Source organism: Pedobacter folensis, assembly GCF_056490665.1.
In genome coordinates this window covers 1092264-1108801 of the sequence record NZ_JBWJIF010000002.1, presented here as the reverse complement: position 1 = coordinate 1108801, position 16538 = coordinate 1092264, and the positions used below count along the sequence as shown (strand labels likewise).

The window sequence follows — 16538 nt, the reverse complement described above, 5'->3', positions numbered from 1 at the left end:
ATATGAAATCAATTTACTCAAAAAGTAAACACTTGCTCATTGTAAGTGCAATTGTTTTGTTTCAGCTCGCAATTTCCTTAAATGTAATGGCGCAAAATGCGGCTACCGTAAAAGGATTAGTGACAGATGAACTAAACAAACCATTACCCGGTGTATCAGTTACAGCAAAAAACCTTAATGGGGGGCCGCCGCTAACCACCCAGACTGATTTGGACGGAATTTTTCAGTTTAAATCCCTTCAAGCCGGCTCGTACTCTTTTGTACTCCGTTTTATTGGCTACGAGGCTCAAACTTTGAGTGGTTATAACCTTAAAGGCGGAGACATAATATCCCTAACGGCAAAATTAAAAGAAGAAACCAGTAACTTAAAAGATGTAGTGGTTGTAGGTTTTGGTACCCAGAAAAAGGTCAATTTAACGGGAGCAGTGGCTACCGTAAAAATGGATGAAATATTGGGCGACAGGCCTATAACAAGCACTTCACAGCTTTTACAGGGTGCATCTCCCGGGCTTCAGGTTACCACCAATAGCGGGCAGCCGGGTACTGGGAGCAATTTAAACATCAGGGGTTTTACCTCAATAAATGGTGGATCTCCACTGGTATTGGTTGATAACGTGGCCATGAATATGGATGACGTTAATCCTAAGGATATTGCAACAGTAACGGTATTAAAAGATGCATCTGCATCCTCTATTTATGGTGCGAGAGCGGCATTTGGTGTAATTTTAATCACCACAAAACAGGGAGGTCGTAACCAGCCTATCAAATTCGAGTATTCTGGTAATTTGGCCAATACAAGCCCCAGCACTTTACCACAAAAAACAACGGTGACACAATTTGTGCAGGCACTCAATGATTTCGGAACTACTTCATACTGGGCTGGCCAAAATGTGAGTACCTGGGCCGACCTGCTACAGCAATACCAACAAAATCCAGGGCAATTTCCATCTACAGGTATCGCTACCGTAAATGGGATCCAATATCCGCTGGCACAAACTGATTTGTACGATTCCTTTATGCCCGGTGGATTTGAGCAACTGCACAATCTATCGTTCAGTGGCGGATCTGAAAAATCAAATTTTAGGGTATCAACGGGGTACACCAACCAGGATGGGATTATGGCTACCAAAGCTGATGCCTTTACACGTTATAACCTAAACGCCTATTTAAATACCAACCTTACCTCAAAACTAACGGCAAGCGTTAACGTACTTTATCACAACACGACCACAAATTCTCCGAGAGATTTCGCTCAGCTTTTTTATAATGCCATCACCTTTGGCCCTTATGCGCCTACAGATTCTGGCACGGCTCCCAACGGCTCTACACTTCCTTATTCAACGCCAAATAATTTTCTTGAGAAAGAGCCTTTTAACATCAGGAAAGACAACAACTTAAGATTGTTTGGCAAATTACAGTATAATATAATTGAAGGGTTGAAGTTGAATGCCGAGTATACGTTTAATCAGATAAATACCAACCAAACTAGCCAGATCACCGTAAATCAATACATTAATCCTTTGAATTTTACGGTATCGCCAATTGCAGTAAACTCGAGCTATTCCCGTAATAACAGCATCACAAATTATAATGCTGTTAACATTTACGCCAATTATTCAACAATAATTAAGCAAAAACATAATTTAGATTTTGTTTTAGGCACAAATCAGGAAAAAAGCTTACAAAACAATTTTGCGGTGAGCAGGCTAAATGTTATCAGCCAGGGCTCGCCTTCAATTTCTGGCAGTACGGGTACCATCAATAGTAATGATGGATTCTCATCCTTCGCCGTTTCCGGTTATTTTGGCCGATTGAATTACAATTATGATGGTCGGTATTTATTAGAAGCTACCGGGCGTTATGATGGATCTTCACGTTTCCCGTCTAACGGACGTTTTGGGTTCTTTCCTTCATTCTCTGCCGGCTGGAATATCGCAGGTGAATCCTTTATGCAAAAAATAAAATCAACCATAACCGCACTAAAACTAAGGGCATCATATGGAGAGATTGGCAATCAGGTTGTGCTAAATACCGATGGTTCGCAAAATTATTATCCGTATATCCCAGCCTCGTCACCAAGTAATTCAACCTGGATAGATCCGGTAACTGGGGTTTTAAGAGTTACCGTGCCCCCACCATCATTGGTAAGCACCAGTTTTACATGGGAACGCGTGCAAACTTCGAACATTGGACTTGATTTCGGCTTTTTCAATAATCACTTAACAGGTTCGTTTGATGCTTATATCAGAAAAACACTAGGGATGCTTGCCCCGAGTAACGAGTTACCTACGATATTGGGTACTGCTGCACCGTTACAAAATGTTGCAGATTTAAAAGTAAAGGGCTGGGAAGTTAACTTAGGATGGAACGATAAGATAAACGACTTTAAATACGCGATAAACTTTAACCTATCAAACAATCAGGCCTATATTACCAATTACAATAATCCAAGTGGCTTACTTAACTTTAATGCAGATGGAACAATTTCCAACTATTTTGTTGGCCAGCGGATTGGAGATATTTGGGGTTACACTACACAGGGCTTTTTTACCAATAGCGATTTTGTTGCAGGAACGCTGAACGCCAACCTGCAGAATGGAAAGTTAAATCCAGGAATAGCACCTTACAAAGGCATCAATCAGAATCCCGGTGATATCAGGTTTGTAGATTTAAATGCTGATGGCACCATATTTACAGGAAACAGCACACTATCTGATCCGGGAGACCGATCTATCATCGGCAATAACAACCGCCAACTACAATTTGGCTTTAATGGTAACGCATCGTACAAAAATTTCGATTTTTCCTTTTTCATAAACGGAGTAGGTAAACGCGATATTTGGATCAGCAATCAGGTGTACTTCCCTTATCTGGATCAATTCAGTGGTATTTTTGCCAATGAACTAGATTATTGGACACCGAGTAACACCAATGCTTTTTATCCAAGATCTTATTCAAACGCCTCTGGAAACACCGGCACAAGCAGACTGGTACAAACAAGATACTTATCAAACGGGGCTTACCTGCGACTTAAAAATATATCATTGGGATACACCTTACCTGCTAAACTATTCAAAGATAGGATAAAGGCAAGGGTATTTTTCTCAGGAGAAAACCTGCTGACTTTAGACCACTTACCTGACGGATTGGATGCTGAAGCTCAAAATCTGGGCAGTGGTGGGATATACCCCTTTATTAAAAAATACAGCTTTGGAGCAAATATCAGTTTTTAGTATATCCCTACTTCTTCATTGCATCAGAAAAATTTATTGAAGGTTAAACCTTAAAAAAGAAATCATGAAAAAGAATACCTCAACCATATCAAAAATAAAATGCGCCGTGGTTTGCTGTCTTTTAACTGCAACCATTGGCTGCAACAAATTAGACCTTAAACCCGAGGGCCAGCTTACCTTAGAAAATACCCTTTCTGATTATAATGGCTTTTTAACTTACTCCTGGCAATTTTATAGTGCATTTGCTGGTTACACCAATGAGATGTTAGATAGAGATCTCAATAGTGATATGTTCGCTAATGCAAACCCAAATGGCCAATCGCAATGGATCTGGCAGCAAATGACCATTCCTTCATCAGCCGATTCCTACTCGAGACCTTATGCAAACATCAGATCAATTAACCTAATGCTCGATTATATCGATCAATCTACATTAAGTCCCGCCGATAAAGAACATTGGCGCTGCATTGGTTACTTTTTCAGGGCATACAACCATGCCAGCCTAATTAATTTATATGGCGATGTGCCTTATGTAGACCACGCACTGAATGACAAATCAGAAGAATTAACGATGCCACGTAGCTCGCGGGATGTGGTGGCAGCGGGTATTTTAAAGGACCTGCAATATGCTGAAGCCAATCTCAAAAATGGCGACGGGGCCAACACCATCGATGCAAATGTGGTTAGGGCATTCATTTCCCGCTTTGGATTAAGGGAAGGTACCTGGCGCAAATACCATAGCCTGAACAATGCCAACATTTATCTTCAGGCAAGTGTTGATGCTTCAACAAAATTAATGGCAACCTTTCCAACCTTAAACCCGAGTTACGATTTAGAATTCAACAGTGTTTCTTTGGCGGGCGTACCCGGAATCATATTGTATAAAGCCTACGTAGCGAATCAGATTACCCATGGCCTATCCACCCAAAATAGAAACTCAGCCGGAAGGTATGACCTCACTAAAGCTGCTGCCGATATGTTTTTAATGACAGATGGCCAAACGCGTTTTACGAGTCCGCTATTTCAAGGCGATAAATCCCCTTTTACAGAGTTCAGAAACAGGGATAGACGCTTGTATTTCTGTGTACCACCACCCTTTGTTGTAAACACCACACCTCCAAGTTTAAACTTCACATACACCACCAATCCGGTAGATACCTCCTATTTTGGTTTAATGAAATCCATTTCTGATGAGACGCATAAAACATTGCCCACGCGCAACTGGAACGGCTTTGTAGTGAGACAGGAACCTCACTATGTCGATTTTCCCAATGGTCAGCCTTACTCGGTTACCTACACCGGCTACAGATTTTACAAATATTATAATCAGCAGGTACAGGATGCGCAAGGTCAGGATATAAGCGATTGCCCGCTCTTCAGAATGGGCGAATTATTGATTAACCATGCAGAGGCCAGTTACGAATTGGGAACTTTTAATCAGGCAATAGCCGATGCAACCATCAACAAATTAAGAGCAAGAGGCGCTGTTGCCCCATTAAATTTAGCAACAATAAGCAACGACCCTAACCGTGACCCAGCGGTAGTACCGGTTTTGTGGGAAATTAGAAGAGAAAGAGCAATAGAGCTGATTGGTGAAGGCTTTAGATTTGATGATTTACGCAGGTGGAAAAAAATGGAGTATGCGGTTAAAGAAAAACTGGGAAGGTACCTGACCAAAGGGGTCGATGTGCCAGCAAATAGCATTATTCCAATTCAAAATGGGGCAACTGCTGGTTATATTTCATATCTGGGTATCCCCCCAAGCCCTTTTCCTGAATATTATTATCTTTACCCAATTCCATCCAATCAGATTGTATTAAATCCAAAAATTGTACAGAATCCTGGGTGGAAATAGTTCATTTTAATTAACACTTAAAAATAGCCATGGTTGAATAAAGATAAAACCATGGTTATTTTAACCATTTATAGCGAAACGTCAATTTAGTCATGCATTTTAAAGTGAATATGAGAAACACAGAAAACAAAATCCTGGGCTTGCTTTTTTTTATCGTTTATTTCTTTTCGTGCGGAGTTAGTCTGCATGCCCAGCAAAAACCCAATATCATTTATATTCTGGTAGACGATTTAGGTTATGGTGATTTAGGTGTATTATTCCAAAAACAAAAAAACAAAGATCTCCCGGCATTATTTTCGCCGCATCTAGATAACATGGCTGCCTCTGGTGCTGTGCTCAGTCAACAATATGCAAATGCACCGGTTTGCGCACCTTCAAGGGCATCATTGCTCACCGGAGTAAATCAAGGTAATGCCCATGTTAGAGATAATCAATTTGATAAAGCACTGGAGCATAATCATAACATCGCCAACGTGCTGAAAAATGCCGGGTACAATACCGTTGCCATAGGAAAGTGGGGCTTACAGGGAACCAACGAAAAGCAAAAACCAGACTGGCCTGCTCATCCGTTAAAAAGAGGCTTTGACAATTATTTTGGTTACATGCGACATTCAGATGGCCACGAACATTATCCACTGGAAGGAGTTTATAGAGGAAAAAAAGAGGTTTGGGCAAATTACCTGGAAGTTTCAAATGGGTTAGAAAAGTGTTATACCACCGATTTGTGGACGGCAAAAGCCAAAGACTATATTATTAATTTTGAAAAGGATAATACAAAGAAAACTCCTTTTTTTATATACCTGGCATATGATGCGCCACATGCAGTACTGGAGCTGCCAACCCAAAGTTACCCTAGTGGGGGTGGCCTTAACGGAGGCTTAAAATGGCTTGGCCAGCAAGGGAAAATGATTAATACCGCATCAGGTACGGTAGATAGTTACTTACATCCAGATTACGCCAATGCAACCTATGATGATGATAAAAACCCTAACACACCAAATGTCCCATGGCCAGATACCTACAAAAGATATGCAACAGCAGTAAGACGATTGGATGATGCCGTTGGTGATATCAGAAAATTACTTTCAGATTTAAAAATTGATGATAATACCCTAATTGTTTTCACTTCTGATAACGGACCATCAATAGAATCATATTTACCAAAGCCTTTTGTTGCATATAAACCAACTTTTTTTGAAAGCTACGGCCAGTTTGATGGCATAAAACGCGATTGTTGGGAAGGTGGTGTTCGCATGCCAGCACTGGTTACCTGGCCCAAACATATCCCTGCCGGAAAAGTGGTCAACACGCCATCCATGTTGTCTGATTGGCTGCCAACCTTTGCAGAAATAGCTAAAACATCAATTCCTGTGCGAACAACCGGTGTATCATTAGCCCCGGCATTAACTAACCAGGGAAAACAGACCAATGGCCTGGTATATGTTGAATATTTTGAGCAAGGTAACACGCCAAATTTTGAGCAGTTCGAGCCTGATCATGCGGGCAGGAAACGAAACCAGATGCAAATGATCAGATTTGGAGACTTTGTTGGGGTACGGTATGATATTAAATCAGCAGATGACAATTTTGAAATTTATAACGTTCTAAAAGATCCAAAGGAAATAAACAATCTGGCCAAACAAACTGGCTTTAACAAGCTGCAGGCTCAAATGAAAGCTAAAGTACTTCAGGTTAGAACACCCGATTCGGATGCCCCGCGACCATATGATACCGCTCCTATTCCAGGCATATCCTTAGCTAAAAATGCAAAATACGGCTTGAAATGGTTCTTCTTTAATGGCGATTTCCCATATATACCCTCACTAGATCTGGCAAAGGCTAATGGAAAGGGAGAAGTTAAATCACTGTCTGTGGCTAAAAAAAATCAAACAGGCCTGGTGGTATTTAAAACTTTTATCAAAATTCCTAAAAACGGGGTTTATTCATTTAAACTGGCGGCACAGGGTAAGGCCTTTGTCAAACTTCATCAAATTAATTTATTGGATGCCGATTTTGATTATAAAAATGGAGAGATGATCCAGAAAAGCGTAACACTCGAAAAGGGCTTTCATCCGATTACCATTTACTATTTAAAAGATAAAAACACGAAAGAAAAACTAGAATTTCAATTTAAAGGTTCAGATGGCATATGGCAAAATTTAGGAGACCAGAATTGCCTTTATTAATCATTCCTTAGTACATCTTGTTTTCGCTTAAAAAAATCTAAAAACAAAGCCTTACCATTTAAAATGGTAAGGCTTTGTTTTTGTCACGTCAACTCAAACACCCATGTAAAGTTGGATAAACTTCTCGCCAGTCCTAATCGCAAAAATTGATGAAAATCTTTTACAATAATGGAACCATACTGTTCTTAATTTAAAACATCACAAAACAGAGCCTATTTATTGACACCTTAATACCCGAAAGTCTCTTACTTAACTACTTCATTGTATTCTTCGTGGGATACTGGACTCAGCCAGGTTACCTGTGTCTCATCCTTGAAATTTGTAATAGCAATGTGAACCATTTTCATTGTAGCGGATGCACCGTGCCAATGTATTACATTTTCAGGAATATTTACCACGTCACCTTTCTTTATCGGTTGTGCCCTACTGCCTTGTTCCTGATAAAAACCATTACCTTCAATAACTATCAGCACCTGACCCTTCGGGTGGATATGCCAATTTGTTCTTGCTCCAGGTTCAAAGGTTACGCTTCCAGCCGAAAATTCATTGTTCTTGTCTTTGCTGACTAATGGGTATAAAAAAGCATTGCCGGTAAACCAATCATTGGATAACGGTTCACCTATAGGGAATATTTCTGTGTTGTTCATTTCGAGTAGTTTAAGATTTATATTTCATTTGAAAAATCATTGCTTTGAAAGCACATTCTTAATTTCAATACCAATTGGGGCAACTTCAACAAGATCGAGAGACTTTACCATTTTTAACGTGCCATTTTTATATTTCAAGAAATGCTTAGTTTTTAAGTGTATTTGATAGGCCTCTTCATTTGCGTAGACCTCAAAAACAGTAACATTTCGGGGATTAGACTTGTCATAAACCGCTTGAAGTGCCAATACACCCGGTTCTAATAAGACTGCATCTTTTGCATGTTCAGCTAGTGCGGCCTTATATTCTTCAAGATATTGAGGATAGACTTGTATTTTTGCGATACGAAATTTTCTATCATTATGCTGTGCGTTGGCTGTTTGTACCATTGTTAATGAAATAAAAATTAAAACGAACAAATTCAGCATTGGGTATTTTCTTTTCATAGATTCTATTTTAGTAAATGGGCAGGGTACGACTTAATTAATTAATATAACAATATACTTTTATTATCTAACAGTTGTTTGGAGTACATCCATTTATTAAGTTTCAAACAAAACAACTATAATGAAAAATCAAACCACAAGATCTCTTTCTACTAAAAAGGTAATCGAATACTTCAAAGCTAAAGGCACGAATCTTTCATAAGAGGAAGCAGAAAAATACATTAACTTAATTTATTTCTTTTCAAAACAGGCAAATAAACTATATAATGCCAGCAAAACTTGCAATCCTATGGAATTTAACAGCATCTAACCAAAAAAAAGCCGGGAATGTAGATTATAACTTATTCGCTAGGAAGATGTTAGTAAAGCAAGTTTGAGATTTTTGAATGCTTTAAACAGTATGGTGTGGATATTGTACTCAAACCAAAATAATCCTCTATTTACTGTATTAACGATTTGAAAATCAGTTAAAAACAAAAACGCCTTTACGATAACCTGAAAGGCATTGGCTCCCTCTGCTGGGTTCCCTTCGCCTGCGCTCAGAATAACTTCTCGCCCAGCAGGAATATAAAACAAAAAAGCCTTACAACGGTGTTGTAAGGCTTTCAATCTGCTCCCTCTGCTGGGCTCGAACCTGCGACCCTCTGATTAATCCCGCACATGCGGGACTCTAACCAGCTGAGCTAAGATTCCTGTTAACTCACTACCTTCAATAAGTCTCTCTATTAAATTTCTACTTTTCTGTTTTTTTATAAACCGTTCGATCTTGACCGCCTCTGCCCTTAGATTACCACAGGCGTAAACTACTTTTAAAACCCAGGGGCGATGTTTAGCGGTAAAGGTCGAGTGCTCTGAGGTATTATGTTCTTCCAATCGCCTGGTAAAATCGTTCGTATGGCCAATATAATAAACATTGGAGCCCTCGGAGTATAGGATGTAAATAAAGAATTCCATAAAAATCTTTAAAAATAAGAAATCTGTTCCTTTGCTGGACTCCCATAAACTTATCGCCAGCCCCAAACGCAAAAAACCCACAACTTTCGTTGCGGGTTTTGGCTCCCTCTGCTGGGCTCGAACCAGCGACCCTCTGATTAACAGTCAGATGCTCTAACCAGCTGAGCTAAGAAGGAATATTTATTTATTCTGGTTGTGTTTTCATTAATACTGATCAAAATCCTCTGATCTTTTCTTAACCTCTGATTAATCCCGCATGTGCGGGACGCTAACCAGCTGAGCTAAGAAGGAGTACTGGTCGTTTCCTAAAACGAGGTTCTCTGTACTTTGCGGCACACATAGCCTTGTTCGTTTTGGGAATGCAATATTAGGGCTTTTAAATTATTTATGCAATATTTGCAGTGAAAAATTTTAAAAAAAAATTAATACATAGATATGAGCCTGATAATCATAGGTACTGTAGCTTTTGATGCTATTGAAACTCCTTTCGGAAAAACAGATAAAATTGTAGGTGGAGCGGCAACTTACGCCAGTTTAGCGGCTTCTTACTTTTATAATAAAGCAAAAATTGTAGCAGTAGTAGGTGATGATTTTCATCAATCAGACATCGACACCTTCACCGCACACGGTATTGATACCGAAGGACTACAGATTAAAGCAGGTGAAAAATCATTTTTCTGGTCGGGAAAATACCATAACGACATGAATAGCCGCGATACTTTAATTACCGAACTGAATGTATTGGAAAATTTCGACCCGATTATCCCGGAGAGCTATCAGGACTGCGAATACCTGATGTTAGGCAATCTAACCCCACAGGTGCAGCAAACGGTAATTAAACGCCTTAAAAACCGCCCGAAATTAATCGTAATGGATACCATGAACTTCTGGATGGATATTATGATGGATGATTTGTTGGAAACCATTAAAATGGTAGATGTATTAACCATTAACGATGCTGAAGCACGTCAGTTATCAGGCGAATACTCGTTGGTTAAAGCTGCTAAAAAAATCCTTGCAATGGGACCTAAATACCTGATTATTAAAAAAGGCGAACATGGTGCATTGTTATTCCACGAAGACCAGATTTTCTCTGCTCCGGCTTTGCCTTTGGCAGAAGTATTTGATCCAACTGGTGCCGGCGATACTTTCGCAGGAGGTTTTATCGGTTATTTGGCTAAAGTGGGCACAATCAACTTCAATAACATGAAAAACGCCATCATTTATGGCTCTGCATTGGCTTCTTTCTGTGTAGAGAAATTCGGAACAGAGAAGTTATTAAATTTAACGGATGAAGAAGTTGCTGCAAGAATTCAGGAATTTGTAAGCTTAAGTGCTTTTACGATTGAAGTGTAATCAGTTAACAATTTTCAATAGGCAGTTCCCTGTTTCGTACTGCAGATAAATTGAGCTGCAGGTTTAAAGATGAATTTCTTTTAAATCTGCAGCTTTTTTATAGAGTAAAATCTTCGCTGAACAATCTACGCTTATTAAAATCAATTGGGTGTAGCCAATATGGCTATCGGTAAGAATTTTTCGAAAACAGCTTCGGTGTGGGGTGCATCGGGTAGTTCATCAGTTAAATCCTGACCAGCCCAGTGTTCATAATGTTTGCCGTTCCGCCACAGCCTGCTATCGGTCATATCGTAGATCAAACCTTTATAAGCCACCCATATTTGAGGTTTGTCATGTCCGTTGCGTAAGGCGAGTTGCTGCTTGGTATAGCTGGGTAAATCCATTTAATTAATTTCGGGTTGAAGATAAACAAAAAGGTTTTTAACCAGATAAGAAATTTAAGTACCATATAAGCTTATATTACCTTCAATGCCTTACATGCTTGATTTAGCTATTGTTTTTGGAGCGCAAGTTCGCTACAAAGCACCAAGTTACTTCCCGTTTTACGCTTATACGCTTTCCCGAAACTTCGGGATACCTCGTTGCTGCAGGGTAACACTTCAACCGGGGCTAGGTAGCCCTAGCAGCATTTCATTTGCTGGTTTACAAGGCACAACCCCTTGTCCGTAAACGCGATTGGAGCGAACACGAAGTGCAACGGAGTAAAGCGTAAAGCGGGACTGCCAGCCTCCAAGAACCACAGGCCAACAATTTCCTAATTTAAAAACACTCCTTTAAGTTCTTATAACGTCCTTGCTTTTAAAAACTTCGTAGAGGTAAATATTCATCAACAACAGCCCCATTAAATAAAAATGATCCTCAAAAGGAATAGTACCTACTCTAAAACCAAGGTTTTGCTGATCGTTATAAATCACCACCGGAATAGAAGTTAAAAAGCCGTTTACAATATAAAAGGGAATAAGTGAAACCAGGTAGGCCCTATAGAATTTGTACATAAACCTGAACTCCACATTCACATATTCAACATAGGCCAGCACCATAAATAAAAAGCCAAAATTGATCAGCGTATACCACCTGTTATAGCCAAAAAATAAAATGGCCACACAAAGGCCCAGGAACAAATTACTGACGGCCAGACTATACTTTTGCAGGTTGTTTTTAGGAAAGTAGGCATTTAAACATTCGTAAATAAATACACAGGCATAGGGAACCGTTAAAAAGAACAGGATCTCTTCTAAGGGTAATCCCAAAAGATTTACCCCAATAAGGTAATCGGGATTAAAAGACCATACATTGAGTTTGGTAAACAGGATATCCCAAACTAAAAACACCAGACCTGTGATGAGTATTGCAGGGAATACAAATTTCCATTTGCTAAAAAAATGCACCTTTTTATCGAACGACAAAACCAGGGGAAAGAAAATTACGCCAAGATTAATCAGCAGGTAGATATAATTCATACTAAAGGTGTTTTGTTAAAATTTTAACTTCAGCTGGCGTACATTTTTTACTGTCGATCATAAATTTAGCTACGTTTTTAACCAGCTCGCGATCGGCAAGGCCAAAATTTTCATTTTGATAATGTTTAACGATCTCTTTTTTATCCAGTGCTAAATCTTTGCTGAAACCGAGGAAGGAAGGGGTATAAAATTCAATCGAAAACCGCATAAAACGGATTTCCATATTTTCTTTATCCATATCAATGGCTTTTTGCATGGTTTTGAGCGATCGGCTCACATACCTGATCTTGTTGTATGGATTCCATGAGTGCTTGGCTTTAAGCGCCTCTAATGTGCCGGTATAGCCGGTTATTAGTGCGGTTTTGTTGGGCAGTTTGTTCAGCCTGGTAAACAACGAGTCGGTTAGCCTGGAGTTTTCTACCGCCTTAACCATATTCGTTTTTAATATCGAAATTTCCTGAGCAGTTAACTGAGCGTAAGTAACATGGCTTGCTGCAAATAGCAGAAAAAATATAATGCGTAGTTTAATCATGAGTTTAGGCAAAGGTAAGAAATCTATCAGGAGTTCTCTTTGCAGATATTCACGCTTCAATATTAAGAAATTAAGGGCATTAAGATAATCCCGCTTAACTTGCTTAACTCCTTAATGGCAAAACCTATGTTTTATTAATCGCCTATACCCTACATGCTTTAAAGATTTTGCATCAGGTGCAGAATAATAGAATATTAGAATAACAAAAACAAAACGCAATAAAATTCCTTTATTTACACCATGGAGAAAAAACCCACGGTTACCATTATCGGCGCTGGTTTTGCAGGTTTGGCTGCGGCAGCTTTATTGGCTAAAGATGGTTGCGATGTTACAGTTATCGAAAAAAATGGAATGGCTGGCGGCAGGGCCCGGAGCTGGCAAAAAGATGGTTTTCTTTTCGATATGGGCCCAAGTTGGTACTGGATGCCCGATGTGTTTGAAAACTATTACAAGCTTTTCGGCAAAACAGCTTCTGATTTTTATACGCTAAAAAGGTTAAGTCCTTCTTACCGGATTTATTTTGGCAAAAAAGATACTATTGATGTTCCGGCAACATTAGCTGATTTATACGCTTTATTTGAAAAGCTGGAGCCAGGAAGCAGCAAAAACCTGACATATTTTCTCGATCAGGCCAAATATAAATACGATGTGGGCATGAACGAGTACGTTTTTAAACCCTCGCACAGCGTAATGGAATATTTCGACCCGAGATTAGCCATAAGCGGTATTAAACTCCAACTTTTGGGCAATATGCGGAAACATGTGCACCAATTGTTCAAAAATGATCGCTTGAGAAAATTGTTAGAATTCCCGGTTCTGTTTTTAGGTGCCACGCCACAAAATACACCGGCTTTATACAGTTTGATGAACTATGCCGATCTTGTATTAGGCACCTGGTACCCTATGGGTGGTATGCACAAAATTGTAGCCGCTATGCAACAAATAGCTGAAAGCGAAGGCGTAAAATTTATTTTCAATACCGAAGTAACCAAAATTGAAGTAACAAATAACCTGGCAGAGTACGTAATCACGAATAAGGGAAATTTTAAAAGCGACTTTGTGGTCGGCAATGCCGATTACCACCATATCGATCAGCATCTTTTTGATAAACCTTACCGCAATTACAGCGAAAAATATTGGGACGAGAGAACCATGGCGCCATCCTGCCTTTTGTTCTATGTGGGATTAAATAAAAAGCTAAACAACATATTACACCATAACTTATTTTTTGATGAAGATTTTGATCAGCATGCTGAAGAAATCTACACCCATCCGCAATGGCCATCAAAACCGCTATTTTATGTATGCTGTCCTTCGGTAACAGATAAAAGCGTAGCACCGGAAGGCTGCGAGAATCTTTTCTTTTTAATTCCGGTAGCACCTGATTTAAAAGATAGCGAAAGTAAAAGGGAAGCATACTTCAATTTGTTAACCGATCGCTTTAAAAATTTAACCGGGAATGACATTCGTGACCACATTTTGTTTAAGCGCAGTTATGCCATGAACGATTTTGTCGCCGATTACCATGCTTTTAAAGGAAATGCGTATGGATTAGCAAACACTTTGAAACAAACTGCTTTTTTAAAACCTAAAATGAAAAGTAAGGTAACGAATTTTTTATACACCGGACAATTAACCGTTCCGGGGCCTGGTGTGCCACCTGCAATCATCTCCGGACAAGTGGTAGCAAAAGAAATAAAAAAAAAGTTAAAAAAAGCTTGACAAATTTAAAATTTCCCTTATCTTTATAACCACAAAACAAAAACACTGCAAAAAAGCTTCAAAACACATAATCGTTCGGGGTTTGCATTTGTTTCGAAATAAGAGAGAAGGCGAATTGTTGAAAGAAAAAATAAGAATCAACTAACCAAATATATGATAAGCAAATAAGGCCTGAATTTTTCAGGCCTTTTGCTTTTAACAACATTTTGGTAATGTCCTTTTTAGAGTCCAAACGTCACACTTAGTTTCGGTTTATCATATACCATCAATACAAATAGCAGAAAGATTTAAAAGTATAAATATTTCCTATACCGTCATTTCGAGCGGAGTGCAACACAGTCGAAACTCACGTAGTGCTCAGCGAAGCTAAATTTATCAAGACGGATCTCTCGGGATGACGTGTCTCTTGTGGGAATGAAAACAAAAAAGGCCCAGATAAATCTGAGCCTCTAGTTTTTCGATGGATGTATCTTAAGCCACTTCTGATGTGGCAATTTCTTTAGAATATGTTTTTAGATATTTCTTAAGGATTCCTCGTGCTACGTGGATACGCGTTTTTACGGTTCCAATCGGAATAGCTAACATATCTGCAATTTCGTGATATTTGTACCCTTCAAAATAACGGATAAAAGGCACATAATACTCTTCTGGTAATTGTGAAAGTGCTTTATCAATATCGCCAAGCACAAATTTACTTTCAGCCTGATTTTTAGTTGCACTATATGAAAGGTTTGCAGAAGAAATATCCTCGCTCTGCGTAATTAAAGTATTGGTTTTCACCAGTCGGCGATAGTTGTTAATGAAAGTATTTTTCATGATGGTAAACAACCAACCTTTTAAATTCGTACCCTCTTTAAACTTATTGTAATAAGTGATCGCTTTCAGCATGGTATCCTGAACCAAATCATTTGCGTCTTCTGCGTCTTTAGTAAAATTTAAAGCATAAGATCTAAGCGATACCGAGTGATGATTAACCAGATGATTGAATTCAAATTTTGTCATGATATTTAGCTTTAGGTAGTTAAAAAAACAAATGAGTTATTGTCCATTCGCTTAAACCTAAACAAACTTAGTACCAAAATTTTCTGGCATGGGGCCAAAAGCGCGCAACTACCTGAGGACGAGCTTTCGTCACAGAATATTTACTTCTCTTTCTAAAGTGACTCCAAAAGTAGACTTTACACTGTCTATAATCTGTTCAGAAAAATTATACACTTCTGTGCCAGTTGCCTGTCCGTGGTTAACTAAAACCAAAGCCTGGTTTTTCCAGGTACCGGTTTGGCCCACTACTTTACCTTTCCAGCCACATTGTTCAATTAACCAGCCTGCTGCCAGTTTAATTTTATCATCAGCTGTAGCATAGTGTACCACATCGGGGTGTTTGGCCACAATATCGGCAAATTCGTATTTTTCGATTACCGGATTTTTAAAAAAACTGCCGGCATTACCAATAGTAGATGGATCGGGCAATTTGCTTACGCGGATGTGCGATACGGCGGCAGAAACATCGGCAATATTTGGCTTTTCGATCCCCCTGTTTAGCAGCTCGGTTTCAATTGCACCATAGGAAGTATTAATTTTTGCTTCTGCCGACAAACGGAAAGTAACTGCCGTAATAATATACTGACCTTTCAGCTCACCCTTAAAAATACTTTCGCGGTAACCGAAATGACAATCAGCATAACTAAAGGTTTTGATTTTTCCGGTTTTGATTTCAAATGCAGTACAGCTTTCGAAAACATCTTTAAGCTCTACCCCATAAGCACCAATATTCTGTATGGGTGATGCACCAACCGTACCAGGGATGAGGCTTAAGTTTTCTACACCTGCAAAATGATGGGCAACACAATAGTTCACAAAATCGTTCCATACTTCGCCGGCGCCGGCTGTTACCAAAACCTTATCGTCAATAACGTTAGACTGAATACCCTTAATGCTGATTTTAACAACTAACCCGTCATAATCCTGAGTAAACAATACATTACTTCCCCCGCCAATAATCAGAAGTTTTTGAGATTTTACGATCTCTTGCTTAAACAATTTAATTAAATCTGCTTCAACGCTTATTTCGGCGAAATAACTGGCCTTAACATCGATACCAAACGAATTATAGGGTTTTAACGAAATATTTTCCTGGATTTGAAGCATG

The 16538-nt window shown here is 39.1% G+C and carries 13 protein-coding genes and 1 tRNA gene; 5 read left to right on the top strand and 9 right to left on the bottom strand.

Annotation, left to right across the window (positions count from 1 at the left end):
- Positions 1-2 precede the first annotated feature (2 nt).
- The 3 genes from AC04QZ_RS13410 (at position 3) to AC04QZ_RS13400 (ending at position 7274) form a co-directional block, all read left to right on the top strand.
- On the top strand, positions 3-3233 hold the full coding sequence (locus tag AC04QZ_RS13410) for a SusC/RagA family TonB-linked outer membrane protein (RefSeq protein WP_478358154.1): 3231 nt from the start codon (positions 3-5) through the stop codon (positions 3231-3233).
- 64 nt (positions 3234-3297) lie between these two features.
- The gene (locus AC04QZ_RS13405; RefSeq protein ID WP_478358153.1) at positions 3298-5088 is read left to right on the top strand and encodes a RagB/SusD family nutrient uptake outer membrane protein; all 1791 of its coding nucleotides are present in this window, start codon (positions 3298-3300) and stop codon (positions 5086-5088) included.
- A gap of 110 nt (positions 5089-5198) precedes the next feature.
- The gene (locus AC04QZ_RS13400) at positions 5199-7274 is read left to right on the top strand and encodes a sulfatase-like hydrolase/transferase (protein ID WP_478358152.1); all 2076 of its coding nucleotides are present in this window, start codon (positions 5199-5201) and stop codon (positions 7272-7274) included.
- 245 nt (positions 7275-7519) lie between these two features.
- Here the strand turns inward: AC04QZ_RS13400 and AC04QZ_RS13395 are convergent, their stop codons facing one another.
- The 4 genes from AC04QZ_RS13395 to AC04QZ_RS13380 all read right to left on the bottom strand — a co-directional run bounded on the left by AC04QZ_RS13395 (position 7520) and on the right by AC04QZ_RS13380 (position 9495).
- Entirely contained in the window at positions 7520-7921 is a 402-nt protein-coding gene (locus AC04QZ_RS13395) for a (R)-mandelonitrile lyase (RefSeq protein WP_478358151.1), read from the bottom strand.
- A gap of 36 nt (positions 7922-7957) precedes the next feature.
- On the bottom strand, positions 7958-8365 hold the full coding sequence (locus AC04QZ_RS13390) for a putative quinol monooxygenase (RefSeq protein ID WP_478358150.1): 408 nt from the start codon (positions 8363-8365) through the stop codon (positions 7958-7960).
- Between the two features lie 648 nt (positions 8366-9013).
- Positions 9014-9319 carry a GIY-YIG nuclease family protein gene (locus AC04QZ_RS13385; protein WP_478358149.1) on the bottom strand — a complete coding sequence of 102 codons (306 nt, stop codon included), beginning with the start codon at positions 9317-9319 and terminating at the stop codon, positions 9014-9016.
- Positions 9320-9418: 99 nt separating this feature from the next.
- A tRNA-Asn gene (locus tag AC04QZ_RS13380) sits at positions 9419-9495 on the bottom strand.
- Positions 9496-9754: 259 nt separating this feature from the next.
- Here AC04QZ_RS13380 and AC04QZ_RS13375 point away from each other — a divergent pair.
- Positions 9755-10675 carry a PfkB family carbohydrate kinase gene (locus tag AC04QZ_RS13375; protein WP_086548998.1) on the top strand — a complete coding sequence of 307 codons (921 nt, stop codon included), beginning with the start codon at positions 9755-9757 and terminating at the stop codon, positions 10673-10675.
- A 140-nt stretch (positions 10676-10815) separates the two neighbouring features.
- Here the strand turns inward: AC04QZ_RS13375 and AC04QZ_RS13370 are convergent, their stop codons facing one another.
- The 3 genes from AC04QZ_RS13370 to AC04QZ_RS13360 all read right to left on the bottom strand — a co-directional run bounded on the left by AC04QZ_RS13370 (position 10816) and on the right by AC04QZ_RS13360 (position 12727).
- Positions 10816-11058, bottom strand: coding sequence for a cytochrome b5 domain-containing protein (locus tag AC04QZ_RS13370; RefSeq protein ID WP_478358148.1), 243 nt, complete (start codon positions 11056-11058; stop codon positions 10816-10818).
- A 390-nt stretch (positions 11059-11448) separates the two neighbouring features.
- Positions 11449-12135: a lycopene cyclase domain-containing protein gene (locus AC04QZ_RS13365; protein WP_478358147.1), complete on the bottom strand. Its 687-nt coding sequence runs from the start codon at positions 12133-12135 to the stop codon at positions 11449-11451.
- Position 12136: 1 nt separating this feature from the next.
- Positions 12137-12727 carry a hypothetical protein gene (locus AC04QZ_RS13360; protein ID WP_478358146.1) on the bottom strand — a complete coding sequence of 197 codons (591 nt, stop codon included), beginning with the start codon at positions 12725-12727 and terminating at the stop codon, positions 12137-12139.
- Between the two features lie 180 nt (positions 12728-12907).
- Here AC04QZ_RS13360 and AC04QZ_RS13355 point away from each other — a divergent pair, with 180 nt between their 5' ends.
- Complete coding sequence (locus AC04QZ_RS13355) at positions 12908-14389, top strand: phytoene desaturase family protein (RefSeq protein ID WP_478358145.1); 1482 nt, start codon at positions 12908-12910, stop codon at positions 14387-14389.
- A 471-nt stretch (positions 14390-14860) separates the two neighbouring features.
- Here the strand turns inward: AC04QZ_RS13355 and AC04QZ_RS13350 are convergent, their stop codons facing one another.
- Positions 14861-15391, bottom strand: a complete 531-nt coding sequence (locus AC04QZ_RS13350) for an RNA polymerase sigma factor (protein ID WP_029279781.1) — start codon at positions 15389-15391, stop codon at positions 14861-14863.
- 129 nt (positions 15392-15520) lie between these two features.
- A complete protein-coding gene (gene murB, locus AC04QZ_RS13345) occupies positions 15521-16537 on the bottom strand; it encodes a UDP-N-acetylmuramate dehydrogenase (RefSeq protein WP_478358144.1) in 1017 nt (338 codons plus the stop codon).
- Position 16538: the final 1 nt, after the last annotated feature.

Coding starts and splice junctions, on each gene's coding strand:
- AC04QZ_RS13410 (WP_478358154.1), top strand. CDS start 3: ATGAAATCAATTTACTCAAAAAGTAAACACTTGCTCATTGTAAGTGCA.
- AC04QZ_RS13405 (WP_478358153.1), top strand. CDS start 3,298: ATGAAAAAGAATACCTCAACCATATCAAAAATAAAATGCGCCGTGGTT.
- AC04QZ_RS13400 (WP_478358152.1), top strand. CDS start 5,199: ATGAGAAACACAGAAAACAAAATCCTGGGCTTGCTTTTTTTTATCGTT.
- AC04QZ_RS13395 (WP_478358151.1), bottom strand. CDS start 7,921: ATGAACAACACAGAAATATTCCCTATAGGTGAACCGTTATCCAATGAT.
- AC04QZ_RS13390 (WP_478358150.1), bottom strand. CDS start 8,365: ATGAAAAGAAAATACCCAATGCTGAATTTGTTCGTTTTAATTTTTATT.
- AC04QZ_RS13385 (WP_478358149.1), bottom strand. CDS start 9,319: ATGGAATTCTTTATTTACATCCTATACTCCGAGGGCTCCAATGTTTAT.
- AC04QZ_RS13375 (WP_086548998.1), top strand. CDS start 9,755: ATGAGCCTGATAATCATAGGTACTGTAGCTTTTGATGCTATTGAAACT.
- AC04QZ_RS13370 (WP_478358148.1), bottom strand. CDS start 11,058: ATGGATTTACCCAGCTATACCAAGCAGCAACTCGCCTTACGCAACGGA.
- AC04QZ_RS13365 (WP_478358147.1), bottom strand. CDS start 12,135: ATGAATTATATCTACCTGCTGATTAATCTTGGCGTAATTTTCTTTCCC.
- AC04QZ_RS13355 (WP_478358145.1), top strand. CDS start 12,908: ATGGAGAAAAAACCCACGGTTACCATTATCGGCGCTGGTTTTGCAGGT.
- AC04QZ_RS13350 (WP_029279781.1), bottom strand. CDS start 15,391: ATGACAAAATTTGAATTCAATCATCTGGTTAATCATCACTCGGTATCG.
- murB (WP_478358144.1), bottom strand. CDS start 16,537: ATGCTTCAAATCCAGGAAAATATTTCGTTAAAACCCTATAATTCGTTT.